Annotated in this window: 1 protein-coding gene; it reads left to right on the top strand. The window is 40.4% G+C overall.

Annotation, left to right across the window (positions count from 1 at the left end):
* On the top strand, positions 1–438 hold a 438-nt coding region (locus tag A3739_RS08670), incomplete at both ends, for a phosphate regulon sensor protein PhoR (protein WP_156502495.1).

Genomic DNA, 438 nt, shown 5'->3' with positions numbered 1-438 from the left:
TCCTAGTCTTCTGGTGTTCTTTGCGAGCTATAGCTTGTGGATGGTGCGAAAAGCACTTCGTTTACATGCTTGGCTCTATCCAACTAAAAAGCCAAAAGAAGTGCCTGAAAGTTATGGTTTATGGGGAGACCTTTTTGAAGGTTTGTATTACACCCAATTGCAAAATAAAAAGGCACGTAAGCGCTTAAGCAAAATGATTAAGCGTGTTCGTAATTCGGCGAATGCTCTGAAAGATGCCGTTGTGATGACCAACGAAATGGGGCAAATGGATTGGTGGAATGAAGCCGCAACGCGATTATTTGGCTTTGATGATGATAAAGATCAGGCTCAACTTGTTACAAATTTAGTAAGAGATCCTGAATTTAAAGCCTATTTTGACGCAAAGAAATATGATGACGCTTTAGAAATCACATCCCCGACTGATCCCAATCTCATTAT

This window comes from Oleiphilus sp. HI0067 (assembly GCF_001635735.1).
This window is presented reverse-complemented; position numbering and strand designations above follow the sequence as displayed.